General features: G+C 55.7%; 16 protein-coding genes and 2 pseudogenes. 10 read left to right on the top strand and 8 right to left on the bottom strand.

Translation table 11 applies throughout. From position 1 onward, the window contains the following. Positions 1-85: 85 nt before the first annotated feature. The 3 genes and pseudogenes from JBO43_RS03135 to JBO43_RS23265 all read left to right on the top strand — a co-directional run. A complete protein-coding gene (locus JBO43_RS03135; RefSeq protein WP_095282326.1) occupies positions 86-1384 on the top strand; it encodes a D-amino acid dehydrogenase in 1299 nt (432 codons plus the stop codon). Between the two features lie 12 nt (positions 1385-1396). Then, the gene (gene dadX / locus JBO43_RS03130) at positions 1397-2467 is read left to right on the top strand and encodes a catabolic alanine racemase DadX (protein ID WP_202673705.1); all 1071 of its coding nucleotides are present in this window, start codon (positions 1397-1399) and stop codon (positions 2465-2467) included. A 97-nt stretch (positions 2468-2564) separates the two neighbouring features. Beyond that, positions 2565-2678 (top strand): annotated as a pseudogene (locus JBO43_RS23265) (hypothetical protein); the annotation flags it as partial. On the opposite strand, the pseudogene JBO43_RS03125 reads toward JBO43_RS23265, so the two are convergent. Next, a pseudogene (locus tag JBO43_RS03125) lies at positions 2628-4340 on the bottom strand (potassium/proton antiporter); the annotation flags it as partial. The pseudogenes JBO43_RS23265 and JBO43_RS03125 sit on opposite strands and share 51 nt — an antisense overlap. Before the next feature lie 97 nt (positions 4341-4437). Further along, positions 4438-5352, bottom strand: coding sequence for a muramoyltetrapeptide carboxypeptidase (gene ldcA, locus JBO43_RS03120; protein ID WP_095282323.1), 915 nt, complete (start codon positions 5350-5352; stop codon positions 4438-4440). A gap of 100 nt (positions 5353-5452) precedes the next feature. Here ldcA and emtA point away from each other — a divergent pair, with 100 nt between their 5' ends. Then, a complete protein-coding gene (emtA, locus tag JBO43_RS03115; protein ID WP_095282322.1) occupies positions 5453-6064 on the top strand; it encodes a membrane-bound lytic murein transglycosylase EmtA in 612 nt (203 codons plus the stop codon). Positions 6065-6101: 37 nt separating this feature from the next. On the opposite strand, the gene ycgR is transcribed toward emtA, so the two are convergent. Continuing rightward, positions 6102-6833 carry a flagellar brake protein YcgR gene (gene ycgR / locus JBO43_RS03110; RefSeq protein ID WP_095282321.1) on the bottom strand — a complete coding sequence of 244 codons (732 nt, stop codon included), beginning with the start codon at positions 6831-6833 and terminating at the stop codon, positions 6102-6104. A 208-nt stretch (positions 6834-7041) separates the two neighbouring features. On the opposite strand from ycgR, the gene JBO43_RS03105 reads away from it, so the two are divergent. Beyond that, a complete protein-coding gene (locus JBO43_RS03105; protein ID WP_095282320.1) occupies positions 7042-7296 on the top strand; it encodes a GlsB/YeaQ/YmgE family stress response membrane protein in 255 nt (84 codons plus the stop codon). Positions 7297-7408: 112 nt separating this feature from the next. After that, complete coding sequence (locus JBO43_RS03100; RefSeq protein ID WP_095282319.1) at positions 7409-9511, top strand: TonB-dependent siderophore receptor; 2103 nt, start codon at positions 7409-7411, stop codon at positions 9509-9511. A gap of 143 nt (positions 9512-9654) precedes the next feature. Here the strand turns inward: JBO43_RS03100 and JBO43_RS03095 are convergent, their stop codons facing one another. Further along, complete coding sequence (locus JBO43_RS03095; RefSeq protein ID WP_103949371.1) at positions 9655-11337, bottom strand: alpha,alpha-trehalase; 1683 nt, start codon at positions 11335-11337, stop codon at positions 9655-9657. 374 nt (positions 11338-11711) lie between these two features. Between JBO43_RS03095 and JBO43_RS03090 the strand changes: the two genes are divergently transcribed. Next, positions 11712-13094: a carbohydrate porin gene (locus JBO43_RS03090; RefSeq protein ID WP_202673704.1), complete on the top strand. Its 1383-nt coding sequence runs from the start codon at positions 11712-11714 to the stop codon at positions 13092-13094. A gap of 10 nt (positions 13095-13104) precedes the next feature. On the opposite strand, the gene JBO43_RS03085 is transcribed toward JBO43_RS03090, so the two are convergent. Beyond that, positions 13105-14061, bottom strand: coding sequence for an AraC family transcriptional regulator (locus JBO43_RS03085; RefSeq protein ID WP_103946048.1), 957 nt, complete (start codon positions 14059-14061; stop codon positions 13105-13107). Between the two features lie 116 nt (positions 14062-14177). On the opposite strand from JBO43_RS03085, the gene JBO43_RS03080 reads away from it, so the two are divergent. Beyond that, positions 14178-15365, top strand: coding sequence for an MFS transporter (locus tag JBO43_RS03080; RefSeq protein WP_202673703.1), 1188 nt, complete (start codon positions 14178-14180; stop codon positions 15363-15365). Between the two features lie 301 nt (positions 15366-15666). On the opposite strand, the gene gap is transcribed toward JBO43_RS03080, so the two are convergent. The 3 genes from gap to hpaX form a co-directional block, all read right to left on the bottom strand. After that, positions 15667-16677 (bottom strand): type I glyceraldehyde-3-phosphate dehydrogenase, encoded by a 1011-nt coding sequence (gap, locus tag JBO43_RS03075; RefSeq protein ID WP_202673702.1) that lies wholly within the window; start codon positions 16675-16677, stop codon positions 15667-15669. Between the two features lie 79 nt (positions 16678-16756). Further along, positions 16757-17737: a GlxA family transcriptional regulator gene (locus JBO43_RS03070; protein WP_095282313.1), complete on the bottom strand. Its 981-nt coding sequence runs from the start codon at positions 17735-17737 to the stop codon at positions 16757-16759. 31 nt (positions 17738-17768) lie between these two features. Continuing rightward, complete coding sequence (hpaX, locus tag JBO43_RS03065) at positions 17769-19157, bottom strand: 4-hydroxyphenylacetate permease (RefSeq protein WP_202673701.1); 1389 nt, start codon at positions 19155-19157, stop codon at positions 17769-17771. Positions 19158-19526: 369 nt separating this feature from the next. On the opposite strand from hpaX, the gene JBO43_RS03060 reads away from it, so the two are divergent. Continuing rightward, entirely contained in the window at positions 19527-20000 is a 474-nt protein-coding gene (locus JBO43_RS03060) for a MarR family winged helix-turn-helix transcriptional regulator (protein WP_103949369.1), read from the top strand. A 333-nt stretch (positions 20001-20333) separates the two neighbouring features. Beyond that, positions 20334-21458, top strand: a complete 1125-nt coding sequence (locus JBO43_RS03055; protein WP_202673700.1) for an amidase — start codon at positions 20334-20336, stop codon at positions 21456-21458. The last annotated feature ends 98 nt before the right edge of the window (positions 21459-21556 follow it).

Genomic DNA, 21556 nt, shown 5'->3' with positions numbered 1-21556 from the left:
AAAAAGTCGTATGTTGAATAATATTTTCAACTAGGTTATCAATCTGTAATTAGAAGATTGTTCTTTTGCTCATAATGGAGTGGCTATGCGAGTTGTCATACTGGGAAGTGGGGTTGTCGGCGTCACCAGCGCCTGGTATTTGAGCCAGGCAGGACATGAGGTGACGGTCATCGATCGCGAACCGGGATCGGCACTGGAGACCAGCGCGGCTAACGCCGGGCAAATCTCCCCAGGCTATGCGGCGCCGTGGGCGGCTCCGGGCGTGCCGCTGAAAGCCATTAAATGGATGTTCCAGCGCCACGCGCCGCTGGCGATCAGCCTTGATGGCACGACTTCCCAGCTCAAATGGATGTGGCAGATGCTGCGCAACTGCGATACACGCCACTACATGGAAAACAAAGGCCGCATGGTGCGCCTGGCAGAGTACAGCCGCGACTGCCTGAAAGCGCTGCGCCACACTACCGGTATTGAATACGAAGGGCGGCAGGGGGGCACTCTCCAGCTCTTTCGCACCGCGCAGCAGTATGAAAACGCTACCCGCGATATTGCCGTACTGGAAGATGCCGGCGTACCGTATCAGCTGCTCGAAGCCAGCCAGCTGGCGCAGGTCGAACCGGCGCTGGCTGAAGTGGCACACAAACTGACGGGCGGACTGCGATTGCCGAACGATGAAACCGGCGACTGCCAGCTCTTTACCCAGCGTCTGGCGAAGATGTGCGAACAAGCGGGTGTGACGTTCCGCTACAACACCTCCGTCGATCGTCTGCTGTCAGAAGGCGAAAAAATCTACGGCGTGAAGTGCGGCGACGAAGTGATCAAAGCCGATGCCTACGTGATGGCGTTTGGCTCTTACTCCACGGCGATGCTGAAAGGTCTGCTCGATATTCCGGTGTATCCGCTGAAAGGCTACTCGCTCACCATTCCGGTGAAAGAGGACAACGGTGCGCCGGTTTCAACTATCCTTGATGAAACCTACAAAATCGCTATTACCCGCTTCGATGATCGTATCCGCGTCGGCGGGATGGCAGAAATTGTCGGTTTCAATACGGAATTGCTAAAACCGCGCCGCGAAACCCTGGAGATGGTGGTGCGCGATCTGTTCCCGCGCGGGGGCTTTGTTGAGCAGGCCACCTTCTGGACCGGTTTACGTCCTATGACGCCGGACGGCACGCCGATTGTGGGCCGCACGCCGTTTAAGAACCTATGGACCAATACCGGCCACGGAACGCTGGGCTGGACGATGGCTTGCGGTTCAGGGCAACTGCTGAGTGATTTGATCTCGGGCCGCACCCCGGCGATTCCGTTTGATGACTTAAGCGCCGCGCGCTATCAGTCCGGATTCACGCCATCTCGCCCGCAGCATCTGCATGGCGCGCATAATTAACAAGGAGCAGTCATGTCCCGTCCTATTCTGGCTCAGCTGGACTTGCAGGCGCTGAAAAACAACCTGCAGATTGTCCGCCGTGCAGCGCCAGGCTCTCGCGTCTGGTCGGTGGTGAAAGCCAACGGCTACGGTCACGGAATTGAGTCCATCTGGAGTGCGCTGAGTGCAACCGATGGCTTTGCGCTGTTAAATCTGGAAGAGGCGATCCTGCTGCGCGAACGCGGCTGGAAAGGGCCGATTCTGCTGCTCGAAGGTTTTTTCCACGCCGACGAACTGCCGCTACTGGATAAGTATCGTTTGACCACCAGCGTACACAGCAACTGGCAAATTAAAGCCCTGCAAAACGCCAAACTGCATGCGCCGCTGGACATCTACCTGAAAGTGAACAGCGGCATGAACCGTCTCGGCTTCCAGCCGGATCGCGTACATACGGTATGGCAACAGCTGCGGGCCCTGAAAAACGTCGGGGAAATGACGCTGATGGCGCACTTTGCCGATGCTGAAAAACCGGACGGTATTGACGACGCGATGCTGCGTATCAACCAGGCGGCAGAAGGGCTGGACTGCGCTCGCTCCCTGTCGAACTCCGCCGCTACGCTCTGGCACCCGGAAGCGCATTACGACTGGGTGCGTCCAGGCATTATTCTGTACGGCGCGTCGCCGTCGGGCCAGTGGCAGGATATCGCCAACAGCGGCCTGAAACCGGTCATGACTCTGCGCAGTGAAATTATCGGTATTCAGACCTTAAAAGCGGGCGACACCGTCGGGTATGGCAGCCGCTATCGCTCGACGGGCGAGCAGCGGATTGGCATTGTGGCGGGTGGCTATGCTGACGGCTATCCGCGCATTGCACCAACAGGCACGCCAGTGTGGATTGATGGCGTTCGTACCGGCACTGTCGGCACGGTGTCGATGGATATGATGGCGATAGATTTAACGCCATGCCCGCAAGCAGGCATCGGTTCGCCGGTGGAGCTGTGGGGAAATGAGGTGAAAGTGGATGACGTGGCGGCAGCGGCGGGGACGGTGGGGTACGAGCTGTTGACCGCTCTGGCGCCTCGTGTACCAGTTGTGACGGTGTAACATCTTGCCGGATGGCGGCTGCGCTTTATCCGGCTTACAAGGTAAAAAGCAAAAGGCAACCGCAAGGTTGCCTTTTTAGTGTTTTCTCCCTCTCCCTGTGGGAGAGGGCATCAGACCGCACTTCACCCGGCACAAAAAACTACTCCGGCTCATCCTCCATCGGACGCACGCCCACCTTGCGCACCGCGTTATCTTCTTTCTCGGCGACGGTCCAGATCATTCCGGCAAACTCCACCTGGTCACCCACCACCGGCGCAGCGCCCAGCAGTTGCTGCACAATCTCGCCCAATGTTTGCTGCTTATCACGATACTCCAGCCCTTCGTCCAGGCCGTAAATCAACGCCACGTCGGCAAACTTCGCGTTGGCTTCCAGAATAAAATCGCCGAAGAAGCGCTGGTCCAGCGCCACCGGCGGCGACTGGCTGAACAGTTTCCCCAGCGCCGGTAAATCCGTTTCACGCCCAATCACGCAGAGAATATCCCCCTCGCGCAGACGGGTGCTGCCCGTCGGATGGAGCAGGGCGTTATCGCGAAACAGCGCCGCAATCCGCGTTTCCGTCGGCATATGCAGGTCACGAAGCGACGCGCCCACGCACCATTTATCAGCGCTCAGCTGATAAACAAACTGCTCCCACGGGTTTTCCGGGTGGATATCCAGCCCCACGCGCGAGACCGGTAATCCGACCGGTGGAACCACCACTTTGGCTTTTTTTGCCGCCCATCCGAGCGAGGTTCCCTGGAACAGCAGCGACACCAGCACCACGAAGAACGCGACGTTAAAGAACAGGCGGGAGTTATCCAGCCCGGCCATCATCGGGAACACGGCCAGAATGATCGGCACCGCGCCGCGCAGGCCCACCCAACTGATAAATATCCGTTCGCGCAGGTTAAACCCGCGGAACGGCAGCAGCCCGGCAAACACTGACAGCGGACGGGCGAAGAAAATCATCCACGCCGAGAGGATCAGTGCCGGAATGGCAATCGGCAGCAAATCAGATGGCGTCACCAGCAGGCCGAGCACCAGGAACATGCCGATTTGCGCCAGCCAGGCCAGGCCATCAAAGTTCTGCAAAATCGCGTGGCGGTTGCGGATCGGGCGATTGCCCAGCAGGAAACCGCACAGATACACCGCCAGAATACCGCTACCGTCCATCGCCGTGGTGAGGGCGAAAATCAAAATTCCGCCGCTCAGGGCTAGCAGCGGATACAGCCCGGCGGGCAGGGAAATACGGTTAATCATCTGCTGCAGCAAATAGCCACCGGAAAGGCCAATCACAATTCCGAGGCCAAACTGCTGGAGAATATGCCAGGCAAACATCCAGCTCAGGCCCGTTTCGTGCGCCTGAATCATCTCAATCAGGGTGATGGTCAGGAATACCGCCATCGGATCGTTACTTCCGGATTCAATCTCCAGCGTCGAGCCGACACGTTCGTTCAGCCCTTTACCGCCGAGCAGAGAAAACACCGCCGCCGCATCGGTCGAGCCGACAATCGCGCCGATCAGTAAGCCTTCCATGATATTCAGATGAAACAGCCAGGCGGCCATCATCCCGGTCAGGCCGGAGGTGATCAGTACGCCAACGGTCGCCAGCGACAGCGCCGGGCCGAGTGCCACGCGAAAGGAGCTGGCCTGGGTGCGCATCCCGCCGTCCAGCAAAATCACCGCCAGCGCGAGGTTACTCACCATGTAGGCGAAGGGATAATTATCGAATGGAATACCGCCGATGCCGTCGATGCCCGCAAGCATGCCGATGGCCAGGAAGATAACAAGGATAGGTATGCCGAGGCGCGATGAAAATGAACTTAATAAAATACTGCAGGTTACTAATACTGAACCCAGAATGAAAAGACTGATTATCGCTGCGGCATCCAATGTTCTGTTACTCCCACCTCAATGTTGTTGCTGATACTAAAACCCTACCATATTAACGACAGAAACAGCGTTTTATTGAGGTGGAAATACGGCTTTTTTATGCGCTTATAATCGGATGACCGCTAATCGTTAATACCGTGCCAGCCTCATTGTGTTTAAGGATAGCCTGAGCACCCAGCGGCAGAGTCACCGTTTGCTGTTCATGACCAAACGCCAGCCCGCTGATGACCGGAATATCCACACGTGTTCGCAGATAATCGATCATCGTTTCAAGCGTATATCCCGCATCATAATCATTTGGCGTCGCGCCGCTAAAACTGCCCAGAATAATCGCCCGCTGGCGGGAGAGAATTCCGGCGTGCATCAGCTGCAACAGCATCCGCTCGACGCGGAACGGATGTTCGTTAATATCCTCCAGCACCAGAATGCCGTTCTCAATCTGCGGCAGCCACGGCGTGCCGATGAGCGACACCAGCATCGCCAGATTGCCGCCCCACAGCTGTCCTTTGGTTTCACACGCCGGGCCGTTACCCTGCCATTCCACGTTAAACCTTGGGTTCTGTAACGCACGCCAGAAATGTTCCTGGGTAAACGCATTCAGCTCCGGTGCGCCAAAATTCCCGGCCAGCATGGGGCCGCTAAAGGTGATGACGTTATGAAGGGCCAGCAGGCCAAGTTGAATCACCGTGAAATCGCTGTGTCCACACAACAGCAGCGGGTCCTTCTGCTGACGGCGGGCGAGTCCGTCCCAGTCGATGGTTTCCAGTAAACGGCTCGCACCGTACCCGCCACGCACCGCCAGAATAATCTGGTTTTTCCCTTCGAGCGTGACCAGGTCGTTGATATCAGCCACTCTTTGCTGCTCGGTTCCGGCAAAACGCTGCAGACGGCGGGGGATAATCGTCTGGTTTGCGACCCTGTGACCGGATGCTTCCAGACGCTGAACGCCCAGCCGGGCAGCGTCCTGGTTAATGCAGTACCCGGACGGGGCAACAAGATGAAACTGAGACATGGCAAATCCTTGCTGAATGAGAAACTAAATGCCTATATCATGCCGCCTGTAGGCGGTCTGCTTCAAGGGCGGATATGTAAGCGCAATAAGGATAGATGACGTGAAATTGAGATGGTTTGCTTTTTTGATGGTATTGCTGGCGGGCTGTAGTTCAAAACAGGATTATCAAAATCCGCCGTGGAACCCGGAAGTGCCGGTCAAACGCGCGATGCAGTGGATGCCAATCAGCGAACAAGCGGGCAAGGCCTGGGGCGTCAGCCCACGTCTGGTGACGGCGATCATTGCAGTCGAGTCCGGCGGTAACCCGACACTGGTCAGTAAATCCAATGCAGTCGGCTTAATGCAGCTGAAAGCCTCCACCGCCGGGGCCGAAGTGTATCGCTATATGGGCTGGAAAGGTCAGCCGTCGACCAGCGAGCTGAAAAACCCGGAGCGTAATATATCGATGGGGACCGCGTATCTGAGCATTCTGGAGCACGGTATTCTGAAAGGTATCGAGGACCCGGAAGTGATGCAGTATGCGCTGGTGGTCTCGTATGTGAACGGGGCGGGGGCGTTACTGCGAACCTTCTCGTCGGATCGCAAAAAGGCCATCAAAGAGATTAACGGCATGGACAAAGACGAGTTCTTTGACCATGTGGTGAACAACCATCCGGCACCACAGGCGCCGCGCTATATCTGGAAAGTGCAGAAAGCGATGGACGCCATGTAATGTCGTTGCCGGGCAGCGCAAGGCTGTCCGGCGCGTTTCAGAGCACCTTATTCGCGCGTTCCCGCGCTTCTCGCTCCAGTGAGAAAATAATCCGCTGCAGTTCCCTCTCGGCCCCAGGCCCGACATTCAGAAAGCGAAAGCTCAGTCGTGGTGTGGTAATGGTCTCATTTTTGCTGTCCACCACTTTGCGTTCGCTGATCGCAATCAACTGCGCGTCGAAGTAAAAGCGTCCCCAGCCGCCCATATCCAGCTCGATTTGCGAAAAACGCATCCCTTCTACCAGTCCGTCCGGTCGTGGTGTGTCCATCAATGCGCCCATCCCGCCTAATGACAGGTCGAACAGGCGAAAGCGAATCTCTTTTTTGTCCGGCATTTTGGCCTTACAAAAATAGGAAGGATGCATCGGCGCGTTAATACGAAAATACTCCCGGCGCTGCACAAACCACAGGCTGTCCGGCAGTGGGGTAATAAAGGCCGGGAGATCGAGATAATCACCTTGTTCCACCAGAGGCAGCACAAATTCAACCTTTGCCCCTTTGGTTTCCGCCATCACAGAGATATTTTTCGCCCGCAGTATTGCCCGGTTTTCGTACTCCTGGCTGCCAAAGTCAATGACCAGGCGTTCTGGAGTAGCCTCAAGGATCTTGCTGATAAACTGATTTGTAGCCCAACTTATGCGCAGAGGGACTTCGCCCTTGTGCAGGTCGCGTAATACACCTAATACAGCCAGCGGATTTTGCTTCAGGAACTGCTCACTGTAATTACTCACGCCGAATGGCTCCTCGATTGTCTGACGGACTGTCCCTGAAGTATCGGCAATGGCGAGCGGAACTTAATACAAACCGGTGATTTTTTTTCAAAAATGAGAGGTAATTAAGTCGGTGAGAAAAAAACGCTTTTAACGCGGTGACCTATACTTAAGTCACTTGCGCGAAACATTTTCAGCGCATGCATTTCATCTGCAAGAGGGCATCGCTATGGGTATCATCGCCTGGATTGTCTTTGGTCTTATCGCCGGCGTTATCGCAAAATTCATTATGCCGGGACGTGATGGTGGCGGCTTTATTCTGACCTGTGTGCTTGGGGTTGTGGGTGCAGTTGTCGGCGGCTGGCTGGCGACCATGTTTGGCGTCGGTGGCAGCGTTAGCGGCTTTAATCTGCACAGTTTCCTGGTAGCTGTGGTGGGCGCGATCGTTGTGCTGGCGATATTCCGCTTACTCAGACGGGCATAAACACCGAAACGGCTCTCATCGCGAGGGCCGTTTTTTTTGCCCTCATATTGCTTTGTTAATCGAAATGAGAATAATTGTCGTTCTTTATATCATCTAATAATAAGACGACACTATGAACACCTCGCGTTTTGCAGTATGTGCTTTGGCAGGAGCCGTTACACTGGCGTTGCAAACCTGTGCGTTTGCGGAAGAGTCAACCCTTGTAGTCACCGGAGCAGAACAGGACAGCCTGCTTCCAGAGTGGACCAACAGCGCCACCAAATCAGCGGTGGCCGAAAGTAAAACCCCGCAGGTCATCAACACCATTTCCGCCACCGAGATCGAACAGCGTCACGCCAGTTCGGTCAATGAAATCCTGCGCTATGCGCCGGGTGTGTCGACGGAAGTGCGCGGCAACACCTCTTATATGAGTGAATATAAAATTCGCGGTTTCACCGTTGAGCAGGAGTATTACAACGGACTGCAACTGCCCTACAACGTCACTGGAAACACCAAAGCGCGCATCGACCCGCTGCTAATTGAGAGCGTCGATATTTTGAAAGGTCCGGCCTCCGTGCTCTACGGCGGCGGCTCGCCGGGCGGGCTGGTGAATATTCAGGGCAAAAAGCCGCAAAAAGCGGCGAAGACGGAAGTGGGTTTCAATACCGGGACGCGTAATCTGAAAGAGGGGACTCTCGACTCTACCGGGCAAATCGCCGACAGCGACTGGAACTACCGCCTGCTGGGTAAAGCGACGGAGGGCGACGACCAGCCGCATACCACGCGCACAGAAAACTATCTGGTGGCCCCGTCCGTCACCTGGCAGCCCGATAATAAAACGCGCCTGACGATTGACGCGCTGGCGCAAAATTCCCCAAGCCTGACGCCATCTAACCCGCTGCCGCTCTCTTATCTGCGTTCCAAATACGCCGATCGACGCGACTACGCGGGCGACGAGTGGAGCGGATTCAAACAGCGTCAGTGGATGCTGGGCTACAGCTTTGAACATCAGTTTGACAGCGGCTGGGGCTTCAATCAAAAAGCGCGTTATTTTGATGTGGACACCCATCAGCGCAGCATCTACTCCACTGGCCCGGGCGCCCAGGTCTATGAACTGAACCGTTTTGCCTACACCACCGATGAAGATCTGCAAAGTGTTAATATCGATAACCAGGTTACCAAAACGCTGGAACTGGGCGACTGGAAACATCATCTGCTGGCCGGGTTTGACTACCAGAAACTGAACTCGCACTTCCACTATCGCTATGCGTCGAACACGCCGGGCATCGATATGCGCGACCCGGACTACTCACAGGTTAACGACGGTTCGCTCGGTCTGTATACCGCGCAGAAAAACCGTCTGAGCTATCAGCAGAACGGTTACTACCTGCAGGATCAGATTGAATTCGGCGGCCTGAACTTGCTCGGCAGTCTGCGCTACGACGACTACCGTTCAGTCACCACCGATTATCTGCAAAATGGCGATAAAGCGTGGGTGTCGCAGGACCGCGTGACCAAACGTCTGGGGGCGCTGTATGCTTTCGAAAACGGCATTTCACCGTTTATCAGCTACTCCGAAGGCTTTGCGCCGGTATCGCCGCAGGGCACGCTGACCGCCAAAGACGTCAAACCGACCACCAGCAAACAGGTTGAGGGCGGGGTGAAATACCTGCTGGAAGAGTACGCCACCACCTTTACTGCGTCGGTATTTAACATTCGCCAGAAAAACGTGGTCACTACCGATCCGGGCTTCCTCAACTATCGCCAGACCGGTGAAGTGGAATCGAAAGGGGCAGAGTTGTCGGCCATCAGCCGTCCGACCGATAACCTGACGCTGATCGCTAACTACGCCTACACCCACGCGATCAACACCGAAGACGAGAAGTACAAAGGCAAACGCCCGACGCAGGTGCCGGAAAACGCCTTTAACCTGTGGGGCGACTACACCTTCGACAGCACGCCGCTGAAAGGGCTAAACCTGGGAGCCGGAGCGCGTTATACCGGACCGATGGAAATTGCGCCGACCAACGATCGGGGCAAATTGGGCGGAACCACGCAGTATGACCTGGCCGCGTCTTATCAGATGGGTGAAATCATGCCATCACTGGCAGGGCTGACCCTGAAAGCCAGCGCGCAGAACATCACTAACAAAGAGACGTTTACCTGCTACGACGCGACAAACTGCTGGATTGGGCGCGACCGCACGGTGCAGGTAGGGGCGAGTTATAGCTTCTGATTTGCGCATCACGCCTTACCCCTCTCCCAACGAGAGAGGGAACTTGACCACCCTCTCCCTGTGGGAGAGGGAACTCGCTTGCTTTTCTCCCTCTCCCCGTGGGAGAGGGCTGGGGTGAGGGGACCAGACCGCACCGCGCAATCCTACTGCGCCGCACTCTTCTGCGCAGGCGCCACATCATCATTCGCAGCGGGCTGCGTCGCAGGAAGACTGTCGCACGGTTTCTCTTTCGGACAGACTAAGTCCAGCATCTTCAGCGTCACGCCGTTGGTCCAGCCGAAGCCGTCCTGCAGCGGATACTCACCGCCGCCTCCGCCGGTCCCGGTGGTCGACACGTCATATTTCTCCACCAGTTTCTGCTCGCGATCGTAGGTGTGCTGCACGTTGGTCAGGAAACGCCAGGTGACGTCCATCGCCACTTTCTTATGACCGTAGTTTTGCAGCCCCTCGGCGGCCACCCATTGCAACGGTGCCCAGCCGTTCGGGGCATCCCACTGTTGCCCGCTGTTGATGGTGGTGGTAGACACGCCACCCGGTTTCAGCAGGCGAGAAGCGGTGGCACTGGCGACTTTATCCGCCCGCTCTTTTGACGCAACATTTACGTACAACGGGAACAAAGCAGCGGCGGTCAGCTGATTACGCACCTTTTTGCTTTTCAGATCGTAATCGGCGTACCAGCCCTCTTTTTCATTCCACAAGTGACTCTCAATCGCTTTTTGTCGCGCATTTGCCAGCGTTTCATAGCGGTTCGCGCGCTCAGTATCGCCCGCTTCCTGGCTGGCTTTAGCGAGCAGTTTTTCCATTTTGAACAACAGGGCGTTGAGATCGACCGGCACGATGCTGGTGGTGCGAATAGTGCCAAGTTTTTGCGGATCGTCCATCCAGCGCGAGCTAAAGTCCCAGCCGGAGGCGGCAGCAGAACGTAAGTCTCGGTAGATTTCGGTTGCCGGGCGGTTCGGGTTATTTTTGGCGGTGGTTACGTCATCGAGCCAGGATTCAGGGCGCGGCGTATCGCGATCGTCCCAGTAGCGGTTCAGAACGGAGCCATCATCCAGTTTCACCACCCGTTTATTGGCCTGGCCCGGCTGCAGCGTCTCCACGCCTTCCATCCAGTAGGTGTACTCTTTTTCCATCTGCGGCAGGTAAGTTTTCAGCGCGTCTTTATCGTGCGTCGCCAGCAGTTCGACCATCAGCGCGAAGAACGGTGGCTGCGAACGGCTCAGGTAGTAGCTGCGATTGCCGTTGGGAATATGACCGAAATTGTCCAGCTCATAGCCGAAGTTCGCCACCATATCGCTGATTTTGTCCCAGTGATCGCTCTCGGCAAGTCCGAGCATGGTGAAATAGCTATCCCAATAATAGACCTCGCGGAAACGCCCGCCCGGCACGACATAAGGCTTGGGTAGCGGCAGCAGGGAATCCCATTTATCAGCTTTGTCGGTAGTGCGGGTTAAAACAGGCCATAAGCCGTCGATATGTTCACGTAAATTCTGCCCGGCAGGAGGGACATATTTTTCGCCTTCAGATGGCAGGGTAAAATTCATATCAACGAAGTGGCGCAGATCAAAGCCGCGTTGCTGATGCTGCATCCGGTAATCCGCGAGGATCATCAGCGGATCGCTTTTGGGCACCGCGTCGGCGAAGGTTTTTTGATCGGGGAATAATTTGGCACTTTGTACGTCGCTAAACAGCGGGCCGAGCAGGATATCCGGCGACTGTTTCTGCATGGGAGGTAAGGTGTCTGCGAAGCTCAGTGCGGCGACACTCATCAGTGCGCCTCCTAACGCCACGCGCAGCGCGAGCGGGCGTATTTCGGGTCTCGTCATTGGTTTTTCTCCTTTTTATCCACCTGAAAACCTTAGACGAATCTGACGGTTTTCGTGTGTCTGATATCCCGTTTTGCGCAAAACCAGATTTTTTACCTGCCAGAACCTGGCGGGATAATAAGGCATTTACCCAATCTATAATTAATCAATAATAAGTTGAATTGTTGAATGTATTATTTGGTGATTACGTGTTGCCGTAATTATAATTGTGATCGAACACGCGCGATGCGGGTGCAAATATATCTGTTTCACGCTCTGCGATCACATAAATTAAAAAACATAACTATGTGATGAAAAAACGTAATGGATTACAAGTCGATGATTAGGCGAAATATTGCTTTTTATTGGTCGTCATAATTATCAGGAAGGAACCCATGAGAATAAAATTTATCGCTTTAGCCGTCAGTACACTCTGTTTTGGCGGAGCCTACGCCGCACACAACACGCCGAGTCTGGAAGACAAACTGGCACAACTCGAAGCGCGTCTGGAAAAGGCGGAAAACCGGGCAGAGAAAGCCGAAGCTCAAATTGAACAACTCCAGCAGCACCAGACGCTGGCGGCAAAAAGCCAACCCTCCGTCACGGTGGAATCCGCCGAGCCAGTCACTGCATCCGCATTACCGAAGCTGACGCTATCGGGGTACGGTGATATTAAAATGTATGGCGACGTCGAATTTAATATGGATGCTGCGAGCCGAACCGGAGCATTAACATCGATAAAAACAAGTGCGAATAAGGACTGGGCATCAGGAAATAATGAACGCTGGGATATTAATGGCCGCATCTTATTAGGCTTCGACGGTTATCGTCGTATGGATGGCGGTAATTTTGCCGGATTCTCAGTTCAGCCATTGGCGGACCTTGGCGGTAAAATGAATCTCGATGATGCCATATTCTTCTTCGGCAACGAAAATAACTGGAAGGTCAAAGTGGGGCGCTTTGAAGCCTACGATATGTTCCCGCTTAATCAGGATACCTTTATCGAGTACTCCGGAAATACCGCGAACGATCTGTATAGCGACGGCTACGGTTATATCTACATGATGAAAGAAGGACGGGGCCGTAGCGACAGCGGCGGTAATTTCCTGATAAGCAAAACGCTGGATAACTGGTATTTCGAGGTCAACACCCTGCTGGAAAACGGCAGCACGCTGTTCGTCGATAAGCAGTATCACGGTGTCGATCTTGATAACGATAAAAACGTGGCGTACGTGCGTCCGGTCATTTCCTGGCAGAGCGGACGCCTTTCCACGGCGGTGGCGATGGAGAGTAACCTCGTCAACAACGCCTACGGCTATCGCGACGCGTCCGGGCAGTGGGTCGATCAGTCAGACCGCACCGGCTACGGTTTTACACTGACCTGGAACGGGCAAAAAACCGATCCTGAAAACGGGGTGGTCGTGAATCTCAACACCGCCTATATGGACGCCACGGATGAAACCGACTTCACCGCCGGGACCAACGCCCTGTGGCACAACCTCGAGTTGGGTTACATCTACGCCCACAACGAGGTGGATAAATTCAACTCAGCAAATGTGTTCGATAACTGCGATGACGACTGCTGGATAACCGATCCGGGCGATTACGATATCCACACTATTCACGCGTCGTATCTCATCCCGAACGTGATGAAAATGAAGAACTTTAATATCTATCTTGGGGCTTATGCGTCCTGGGTGGAGGCGCACCCGAACGACGGCGACGGCAATAACGACGACCGCTACGGCGGCCGCGTCCGCTTCAAATATTACTTTTAACTCGCGCCAGTCAGACCTCTTCGGGGGTCTGGCTGGTTTCCCGCAGCGTGCCCGGCGCATGGCCGACAATACGTTTAAACGCCCGGCTAAACGCCGCCAACGATCCATATCCCAGACGTAACGCCACCGTTTCAATCGCCTGATGTTCGTGACGAATGTACTGAATCGCCAGGCGCATCCGCAGTTCACTCAAATATTTCGCTGGCGTCGTGCCGGTCGCCGACAAAAAGCGCTCAGCAAACACTGAACGCGACGTACCAGCCTCTTTGGCCAGCTCCGCCACGCTCCAGTTCACACCTGGCTGCTGATGCATGGCGTAAATCGCACGGCTCAGGCGCGGGTCGCGTAACACCTGTACCCAGCCCGTGGCTTTACCGCAGCCCGCTTCAACCCAACCGCGCACGATCAGCGCTGCGACAACGTCGGCAAGCCGCGCCAAAATCCCGGCGAACCCGACTTGACGTGTCATAGACTCGCGCTCCATCGCCGCCAGCAGCGGGTGGATCTCCGGCCAGGTCGACATCAGACGGCTCACCATCATCACTTCCGGCATCGCTTTGATCAGCGGCTGCATCCCCCCTAGTTCGAAATCCATACATCCACTGAATATTACCGTGTGCTCGCTTTCCGGGCACGGCTCACAGGTGATGGCGCAGACGGAGTTGCAAATCGGCTCGCTGGGAAAGGCCTGTACCGGTGTGACGCTGGCATTTTCGTCCGATAACAGAGCGTGGGCATTGCCGTTGGGGATAAACAGCGCATCGCCGCTGTTGAGATGAAAAGTTGCGCCGCTCTCCATGCGTAGCACCGCCGAGCCGTGACTGACGAAATGAAACTGCGCCTTGCCGGGTGCCTGGCTGAATGCCACGCCAAAGGGTGCGCTGGCTTCTATGCGGCGATATTTCACTCCGGAGAGGCGCATCCCACGCAAAAGCTCACTGATTAAATCGGGCGACTGAACGGGCATCGGCACAACTCCGGACGAATTATCAATAAGTGAAGATTATATGTCATAGATCGTCCACGGGGAACACTCTATGCTTTTGCGATGTTTGTCACATTTTTCTAACTGGAGAGCAACAGATGAATTCAAGTATCGCGGCAAGCGAGGCCATAGCGCCCGCCAAACCCGCCTGGCGCGCGGTCTATTCACTGGGACTGGGGGTATTTGGCCTGATCACGGCGGAGTTTTTACCCGCCAGTTTGTTAACACCGATGGCCGCCAGTCTTGGCGTCAGTGAGGGGATGGCCGGACAAGCGGTAACCGCGACTGCGCTAGTCGCGCTGGTGACCGGGCTGCTCATCACCTCCGCCACTAAAAGCATCGACCGCCGCTGGGTGCTGATGTTTTTCTCCGTGCTGCAGATTATCTCCAGCCTGCTGGTGGCCTTCGCACCTAATTTACAGGTGCTGCTGATGGGACGCTTACTGTTGGGCATCGCTATCGGTGGATTTTGGGCGATGTCGACCGCCACGGCGATGCGCCTGGTGCCTGCCGATAAAGTGCCTAAAGCGTTGGCGATCATCTTCTCCAGCGTGTCGATCGCAACCGTCGTCGCCGCGCCACTTGGCAGCTATCTCGGCAGCCTGATCGGCTGGCGCAATGTCTTTATCCTGTGCATTTTGCCGAGCATCGTGGCGCTGCTCTGGCAGTTATGGGTCCTCCCGTCAATGAAACCGGATAGTAGCGGCAGCCTGGGAACCTTGCTGCGCGTGCTGCGTCGTCCGGGGATGATTGGCGGACTGCTGGCAACGGTGCTTATTTTTAGCGGCCACTTTGCCTTCTTCACCTACCTGCGCCCCTTCCTCGAAACCGTCGGACAGGCCAGCGTCGAGAGCATTTCGTTGATTCTGCTCGGGTTTGGGCTCGCCAATTTTGTCGGTACCTCGATTGCCGGCCATCTGCTGGCGCGCAATTTACGCCTGACGCTGGCACTGGTGCCGTTTGCGATGGGAGTCCTTGCACTCATGATGGTGGCGTTCGGTCACCTGGCAATGCTGGACGGTCTGTTGGTGGCGCTATGGGGCTTTGCCTTCGGCCTGGTGCCAGTCGGCTGGTCAACCTGGCTGGCGACGACGGTACCGGACGAAGCCGAAAGCGCGGGCGGTCTGCTGGTGGCGTCTATTCAGTTCGCCATCGGTGCGGGTGCCGCAGGCGGTGGAGCGATATTTGACCTCAACGGTGCCAGCGGCGTCTTCGCCGGAAGCGGATTATTGCTGGTCAGCGCTATGGTGATTGTGTTGATGGGTGTGCGGGTTAAAGCGGCGTAAAAACTGCCCGGTGGCGCTGCGCTTACCGGGCCTACGAAAGCGAGATGTATTTGTAGGCCGGGTAAGGCGCAGCCGCCATCCGACATTTTGATTGGCTCCGGGCATCAGAGCGAGATGTATTTGTAGGCCGGGTAAGGCGTAGCCGCCACCCGACATTTTGATTGGCTCCGGGCATCAGAGCGAGATGTATTTGTAGGCCGGGTAAGGCGTAGCTGCCACCCGACATTTTGATTGGCTCCGGGCATCAGAGCGAGATGTATTTGTAGGCCGGGTAAGGCGTAGCTGCCACCCGGCTTTTCTGTTACAACCCTTTCCTCTCCATCAGTACCGCCAAATCCACCAGGCGATTCGAGAAGCCCCATTCGTTGTCATACCACGCCAGAATTTTCACCATGTTGCCGCCAATCACCAGCGTGGAAAGCCCGTCGATAATGGATGAGCGCGGATCGCCCTGATAATCGCTCGACACCAGCGGCTCATCGCTGTAACCCAGAATCCCTTTCAGTGGCCCCGCAGACGCAGCTTCACGAAACGCGTTATTCACCGCTTCAACCGTGACTTCCCGGCTCAGCGTCACCGTCAGATCGACAATCGACACCACGGGCACCGGCACGCGCAGGGAATACCCGGTCAGACGCCCATCCAGCTCTGGGATCACTTTCCCGAGCGCTTTCGCCGCGCCGCTGGAGTAGGGGACAATCGACAGGGCAGCGGCACGGGCGCCGCGCAGATCTTTTTCCGGCTGGTCGTGCAGCGCCTGGCTGTTGGTGTAGGCGTGGGTGGTATTCATCAGACCATGTTCAATGCCGAAATGCTGATGCAGTACCTGCGCCGCCGGGGCGAGGCCGTTGGTGGTACAACTGCCGTTGCTGACCACAAAATGCTGAGCCGGATCGTACAGTCCATCGTTCACGCCCATTACCACGGTCAAATCGTCGTTTTTACTCGGTGCGGAAATGATGACCCGTTTTGCGCCACCTTTCTCGATATGTACCGCCGCTTTTTCACGGTCGGTGAAGAAACCGGTCGCCTCAATCACGATATCTACCCCGATACTGCGCCACGGAATGTTTGCCGGGTCACGTTCGCTGAAGACCGTAATCTGATTGCCATCGACCTGCAAGTAACGGTCACCCGCCTCAACTGACGCAGAGAGTGTGCCCAGCAGAGAATCGTATTTCAGCAGGTGAGCGAGGGTTTTGCTGTCCGTCAGATCGTTAATTGCCACAATCTGAATATCCGCATTACCGAGCGCGGCGCGCAGGAAGTTGCGTCCAATTCTGCCGAAACCATTAATACCGATCTTAACCATGATTGACTCCTTATCGATGTTTTCTGGAATCAACTGTAGGCTTCAGGCGCAATGGCGTAAATGACAAAAAAGGATCACATTACGCCATTTTACGGCAGTGGAAGCGCTGGCGATACTCGCCGGGAGTGAGGTGGAGCTGTTTTTCAAAGACGCGGCGTAAATTGATGCTGCTGCCAAATCCACTCTGCTCAGCGATGCGCTCCAGCGGTTCGCTGGTTTGTTCAAGGAGCTGACGGGCAGCAGCGAGGCGAGCTTCCATCACATAGCGAGCAGGAGAAGCACCGGTTTCTCGGGTAAAGACGCGGGTGAAATTGCGCGGGCTCATGGCCGCCTGTTCAGCCAGTTTCTCAACGCAGAGATCGGCAGTAATGTTGTTCAGAATCCAGGCCTGCAATTCACTAACCGGGCCGGAACTGCTGGACTGGCGCAGGTTGTAGCGGCTGAACTGCAGCTGACCGCCGGGGCGGCGCAGGTACATCACCAGATCCTGAGCAACGTCGCGGGCGAGGGTAAATCCGTAATCTTCTTCGACCAGTGCCAGGGTGAGATCAAATCCCGAGCTTACGCCGCCGGAGGTCCAGATGTGCCCGTCCTGAATATACAGCGGGCCGCCTTCGACTTTGATCTTCGGCCAGGTTTTTTGCATTGTGTCCAGTAGTCGCCAGTGAGTGGTAGCGCGGCGACCGTCCAGTAAACCACTTTGCGCCAGCAGCATTGCGCCGCCGCAAATCGAGGCGATGCGTCGGGCGTGAGGAGCGGCAAGATGCAGCCAGTCCACTACCGCAGTGCTCTCCAGTTCATTCATTCCGCGACCGGTGATAATGATGGTGTCGAGCGGCTCGCGCGGATCAAGTTCCGGCAGGCGATAATCCGCCAGCAGGTTTAACCCGGACTGACCGTGTATCACCTGATGCGGCTGGGTGGTGGCGATAATAATGCGATAGCGAGGCTGAGCGAGGCCTTCCGTGTGGAGCTGGTTGGCCTGCATCAGAATGTCTGCGATACCGGCGGCTTCGAACAACATGCCGCCGTCAGGGACGATAATCAGGATTTTCTTCATGTCCTGAAAAGTACCTTTATCACAAAATAAGTCAAGTCGAGAGTGGGGTGGCAGCTTTCTGCGCCACGGTTTTGGTCATCGGTATCAGGGCGATAATCAACGCGCCCAGTACCAGGAACCCGGCCACCATAAAGATCCCGGCGTTGAAGTTGCCGGTGACGTCTTTCATCCAGCCCATCAGCAGCGGCCCCAGCGCCGCGCCGGTCATCCCGGTGGCGTTGATCACCGCAATCCCGACCGCACGCGCGCGCAGGGAGATAAAGCGATCCGGTGTGGTCCAGAAGATCACCATCGCGGCAAACGCGCCCGCCGAGGCCATCACGATCCCGGTGAACTGTAGCAGCGGATGTGTGCTGGAGGCGGTCAACATCCAGCCAGCGGCGGCGAACAGATACGGCAGCAGCGTGTGGATTTTGCGCTCGTTCAGTCGGTCCGAACGCTTACTCCACCACACCATTGCCACAATCGTACACACCTGCGGGATGGCGCTCAGCAAACCAATTGTCACGTTGCTGCTGGTCTCGTTGAAGCTGCGCAGGATCAGCGGCGTCCAGACGCTGAGCGCGCTAAGGGTGTTGGTCAGGCAGAAATAGGCCACCGTGTAGAGAATAATTATTGGCGTGAACAGCTCTCGCGCCACGCTGCGCTGCGGTATCAGCCCGACATTCGCGGCGGTTTGCACTTTACTGGCGGCGATTTTATCCGCCTCAAGCATCTCATTCAGGCAGGCTTTGTCGTCCTCGGTTAGCCATTTGGCCTTCGCCGGACTGTCATCCAGCCAGAACCAGACCACCAGCCCCAACAGCACGGACGGGAAGCCTTCCAGCAGGAACAGCCACTGCCAGCCCTTCAGATTCAGCAGGCCGTCCATGTTGAGGATAAAGCCGGAGGCCAGCGAGCCAAGCGCCATAGTCACGGGCATCGCAATCATAAACAGGGCATTAGCGCGGGCACGATAATGCGCGGGGAACCAGAAGGTTAAATACAGCAACAGGCCCGGTAAAAAGCCCGCTTCGGCAATCCCGACCAGCATTCTCAGGACGTACAGGCTGTTCGGCCCGGTGGCGAACATGGTGGCGGTAGAGGCAATCCCCCAGATGACCATCAGCACTGCAATCCAGCGCCGTGCGCCGACGATACTCAGCATGATATTGCTGGGAATGCCGCAAATGACATACATCACGTAGAACAGGGTGGTGGCGAGGCCAAACATGGTGCTGGTCAGGCCCAGATCTTTGCCCATCGTCAGGCCGGCAAAGCCAATGTTAATGCGATCGAGGTAGGAGAAGACAAACAGAATAAATAAAAAAACGATCAGCCGACGAAACAGCTTTTTGATCACGGCCTGCTGGCGAGGGTCCAGAGCGTCGGGCGCAGACGACGGCGGGCGCGTCTGCTCCACAGAAGAACGTTCGTTCATGAAATGCTCCACATTGCGATTATTAGAATTGTCGTACAGGTCCGCTAACGTATATACCCGTCATACTTCAAGTTGCAGGTGCGTTGGCTGCGCCTGCTCACCCCAGTCACTTACTTAAGTAAGCTCCTGGGGATTCCCACGCTTGCCGCCTTCCCGCAACTCGAATTATTTAGGGTATAGAAAATAGCCACCCTAATCGTCAATGCAATGTGTAAAAAATGATACGTAATTGTTAATCACTTATCATTTTTGAATCATAATGCGATCGGGATCTCTTATACGATTCAGCAGCCTCACTGATACGCTTAGCTGCCGCAGATTCGCAGGGTATAATCGTTCAATCTGACGCTTTTTTTGGTAAGGAAACGCATGACAACAATAAAAAATACCCCGGACGGCACGCCTGACGATCCCAGCTTTCATCGCGAAGAGTTTCCGTTTTACTGGATCGTGAATGTCTATGCGCGTTATACGCAAATCATGGAAATTACACTAAAAAAAGCCCAGCTAGACGTCTCTCGCTTTCGTGTTTTGATGGTCACTCACCAGTACGGCAAGGCCAGTATTTCGCAAATTTCTGAATACGCGATGGCCAAGATGCCGACCATCACCAAAATCGTTGGGCGGCTGCGCGATGACGGTCTGGTCACCACCGCCAGCAGCGAACAGGATGCGCGCGTCACCGAAGTGATGCTTACCGACGCCGGTCGAAAAAAAGTGGAAGAGGCCTACGCTCTGACCCAAAAAGTGTTCGAAAAAGGCTTCAAAGGGATGAGTGTGTCACAGGTCGACAAGATGAATCTTTCACTCGCCAAAGTGCTGGATAACCTCAACGAACTGTGAGGTCAAATTATCCGATGACAAATTTGTGAACTCCGTAGTCTTTCTCTCTAACTATCTGTAATTTCAATAGTAAAAAGCTTATGTCGCTCTGATTGCTCAGGGCGGCATGGATTTCTTTTTCCCGCCATTTTGCCTTATTTTTCATCATCCTGAATCAGTAACCTTGCAGAGTTAAAGGTTAATAAAATGTTGCTTCAGCGTAAAATTAACGTGAAAGATTACTTGAATTTTCATCTAATTATTCCATGATTGACCTAACGTTAGTCAGGACAAAAAGACAGCACTGACTGTCCGCCTGAATATGATTCACTTTTTCTGGTCAAGGTATTAATCATGAAGCCAGTTTATGAGAGCAATGGTTACGTTGAGCAATTTGTCCTCGGCAAGGGCGACCTGCGATTCGCGGTGAAAGACACTCTGGATATCGCCGGACATCAAACTCGCGCAGGTTGTCCTGCGCTGGAGCACAATCCCGTCGCGGCACAGCACGCCAGCGTCGTCGCTGCGCTGCTGGCACAAAACTGCCAGTTGACGGGCAAAACCACGCTGCATGAGCTGGCGTTTGGCGTCACCGGAATCAATCCCTGGAGCGGCACGCCGGTGAATCCCCGTTATCCGGCACTGATCCCGGGCGGCTCGTCCAGCGGTTCAGCCGCAGTGGTCGCCTCCGGTGAAGTCGATTTCTCCCTCGGCACCGACACTGGCGGATCGGTCAGAATGCCTGCGGCCTGCTGCGGCATTCTGGGATTCAAACCCGGCTACGGCGTCCTTAGCCGACACGGCGTGATGCCCGCGCAAAGCTCACTCGACTGCGTCGGGGTATTTGCGAGCGACGCCGCCGTTTTACGCCAGGCGATGACGCGTCTCGGTGTCCCCGTTGGCGAACCGCTGAACGCGCTACCGGCGATGTCGTTTATCCCGGCTGCCAGCGTAGAGATTGACGCGATACTTCTCCGTTTCCTTGAACAGCAGGGTATCGCACCGCAAAAGGCCGAACTCCCCAATCTGGATGAAGCCCATCGCGCCGGGCTGACCCTCATCAGCCATGAAAACTGGCAGGCGTTCAGCCCGCTGCTGGCGAGCAACAAGGTTTCGCCGGACGTTGCCTCGCGTATCCGCGCCGGAGCGGATGTCAGTGCCAACGCGCTGGATTCTGCCGAGCAAATACGCATCCAGTTCACCGCGCAGGTTGATGCCATGCTTGCAAAAAACCCGCTACTGGCGCTGGCGACGCTGCCCGAGCTGCCGCCGACGCTTGAGGAAGCCGCCGATCCTCTTAGCGTGGTGAATCTCACGCGCCTGGTTCGCCCGTTCAATCTCAGCGGTCATCCGGCCATTACCCTGACCGTGGGCGACCTACACGGACGCCCGGTCTCGCTCCAGCTGGTGGCTGCGAAAGGCCAGGACGGGCTGCTGGTGCAGGCCGTTGAATGGCTCACCGGACGACGACAACCCTAAATTTCCCGGTTTTTTAATTTCCTGAAGACTCAGTGAGTACGACTCATTGCGGACGCGCTCGCCTTGCGGGCACCGCATCACCCATTTCGGAGAACGCT

It is taken from the genome of Lelliottia jeotgali (assembly GCF_016771845.1).
In the GTDB taxonomy this organism is placed as follows: domain Bacteria; phylum Pseudomonadota; class Gammaproteobacteria; order Enterobacterales; family Enterobacteriaceae; genus Enterobacter; species Enterobacter jeotgali.
Note: the sequence above shows the minus strand (reverse complement) of the source record. Positions and strands in the feature narration are given on the sequence as shown.